2 protein-coding genes and 2 pseudogenes are annotated in these 2,115 nt (G+C 41.2%); 3 read left to right on the forward strand and 1 reads right to left on the reverse strand.

The annotated features are described in order from the left end of the window. Positions 1-79: 79 nt before the first annotated feature. Positions 80-418 (reverse strand): DUF6444 domain-containing protein, encoded by a 339-nt coding sequence (locus QUB52_RS28945; RefSeq protein WP_332974053.1) that lies wholly within the window; start codon positions 416-418, stop codon positions 80-82. 245 nt (positions 419-663) lie between these two features. Between QUB52_RS28945 and QUB52_RS28950 the strand changes: the two are divergent. The 3 genes and pseudogenes from QUB52_RS28950 to QUB52_RS29380 form a co-directional block, all read left to right on the forward strand. Continuing rightward, positions 664-1,172 (forward strand): annotated as a pseudogene (locus tag QUB52_RS28950) (ISAzo13-like element transposase-related protein). After that, complete coding sequence (locus tag QUB52_RS28955) at positions 1,069-1,728, forward strand: ISAzo13-like element transposase-related protein (RefSeq protein WP_332974057.1); 660 nt, start codon at positions 1,069-1,071, stop codon at positions 1,726-1,728. Before QUB52_RS28950 ends, QUB52_RS28955 begins: the two are co-directional and overlap by 104 nt. Positions 1,729-1,903: 175 nt before the next feature. Continuing rightward, positions 1,904-2,115 (forward strand): annotated as a pseudogene (locus tag QUB52_RS29380) (RNA-guided endonuclease TnpB family protein); the annotation flags it as partial.

Consider the following 2,115-nt stretch of genomic DNA (forward strand, 5'->3'; position numbering starts at 1 on the left):
TTTAGCGACCAAACAGGCTACCTGCTGCTTGCTGTAACCAATCATCTCACTTAATTCTTTGCTGCCACAATGCTCACTCTTAGTCAGGAGAGCTGATTTGATATCTATCTACTCGCCCAAATCCTTTTCGGGTTTTGCCGATATGTCCTCGCTGTCCTCCTGGCTTGCGCTTGGGCTCGGACTCTGAGGAGGAGGAGTTCTCAGAAGGGGCTTTCTCTGATTTCTGTAGTAGATCGCTGGATGGGGGTTTCGAGGATGTCTTACTATTGCTCGGCTGTTTCTCTTTGAGCCTTTCGAGTTCTTGTTGTAATTTTTCTATGAGCTTCTGTTGGGTCAGCACAATTTTGATCAGTTCCTCACGGCTTAACTGCTCAACTACTTCCATTTTTAGTGCTGCTAACTCTGGTTTTTCGCTCATCTGACTACATTAGGGGCTTGCAATTAAATATAACCCCAGTTATCCTAGAAGAGTAGGAACCAAAAAATCTGACATAAGCGGTTGTGACTTCTGTAATTGGGATGCTAAAAATGATTTTGAGTGAGCCAGTTAAATTAACATTCAAAGATGCGGCCAAAAAACTGACAGGCTATCGCCGTCGAGACTTTATGGCAAAAGTGGCTGAAGACTACTTTAATGGTTCATCCCGCCAAGTAGAAACATTTATGGGGTGGAACCGAGATAGTGTTCAACTGGGCTTACATGAACGACGAACCGGGTTGATTTGTGTTGATAACTATCGGGCACGAGGGCGACACAAAAGTGAAATCTTGCTGCCCAATTTAGAAGCTGATATTTGTTCTTTAGTAGATCCAGAATCCCAGGCAGACCCCAAGTTTAAATCGACATTTTTGTATGCTCGGATCAGTGCCAAGGCGGTACTATCAGCATTAGTGAGTCAGAAAAACTACAAGATTGAGCAATTGCCTTCTCGTCAAACCATTGGCACGATTTTAAATCGAATGGGATATCGCCTAAAAAAACACAAAAAACCAAGCCATTGAAAAAAATACCCGAAACAGATGCCATTTTTGAGAATGTATTCAAAGAGAATCAAGCCTCCGATAAAAATGTTAATTCTCTACGAATATCAATCGATACCAAAGCCAAAGTCAAAATTGGTAACCTCTCACTCTTGCGGCAAAGCGAGAACCATCGAACCGAAATCGGCTGAGGATCATGATACGGAGTGGCAAGCGGTATTAGTCCCCTTTGGAATTCTCAATACTGAAAGTGACCAATTATCTATTTATATGGGGCAGTCTGCTGAAACCACTGATTTTATCGTCGATTGTCTAACGGATTGGTGGCAAAACAACCAATCTGATTACACCGAACTGGAAGAATTGGTGATTGACCTTGATGGTGGTCCAGCAAATAGAAGTAATCGAACACAATTCATCAAACGTATCATTGAGTTATCTCAAAGAATTGGTTTGAGAATTAGACTAATTTACTATCCGCCGTATCACAGCAAGTACAATCCAATTGAACGTTGTTGGGCCGCACTTGAACATTATTGGAATGGTGCTATTTTAGATTCAGTTGAAACAGCCGTCAACTGGACATCTAACATGACATGGAAAGGAATTAATCCCATTGTACACTTAATTGAGACAACTTATGAGAAAGGAGTAAAAGTCTTACCTCATGAGTTAAAACAGTATTTACCCTCATGGCAACGTTCTGAAACTTTACCAAAATGGGATATCACGATTATCCCATTTTGACTGGTATTTTATTTTTCCGCGAGTCCCTAAGGTAACGTTTGATCGTTTCCTCAAAGGTGATACTAATGGAAAACGCAGCGGTAGACCAAGATTCAAACAACGCAGTCGTTACCGCACGTTCACCTATCCTCAAATTAAAGACGGCTGCTTGCAAAACAACTTAATTAACTTGCCTATGTTCGGAAAAGTTAAAGTTGTTTTGCACCGTTCCATACCTGATGGATTCAAAATCAAAACCGTCTCTATTACCAAGAAAGCTGACGGGTACTATGTGACTCTCAGCTTGGAAGATTCCACAGTCCCTGAGATAAAACCAGATTTCAATCCTCAAAAGATTGTTGGAATTGATGTTGGGTTGAAGGATTTTTTGACAACATCAGAAAACGA

The organism is Microcoleus sp. A6-C6 (assembly GCF_036705955.1).
Taxonomy (GTDB): Bacteria; Cyanobacteriota; Cyanobacteriia; order Cyanobacteriales; family Microcoleaceae; genus Microcoleus.

Excerpts from the sequence above, each read along its gene's own strand:
- QUB52_RS28955 (WP_332974057.1), top strand. The coding sequence starts at position 1,069 with ATGTTAATTCTCTACGAATATCAATCGATACCAAAGCCAAAGTCAAAA.
- QUB52_RS28945 (WP_332974053.1), bottom strand. The coding sequence starts at position 418 with ATGAGCGAAAAACCAGAGTTAGCAGCACTAAAAATGGAAGTAGTTGAG.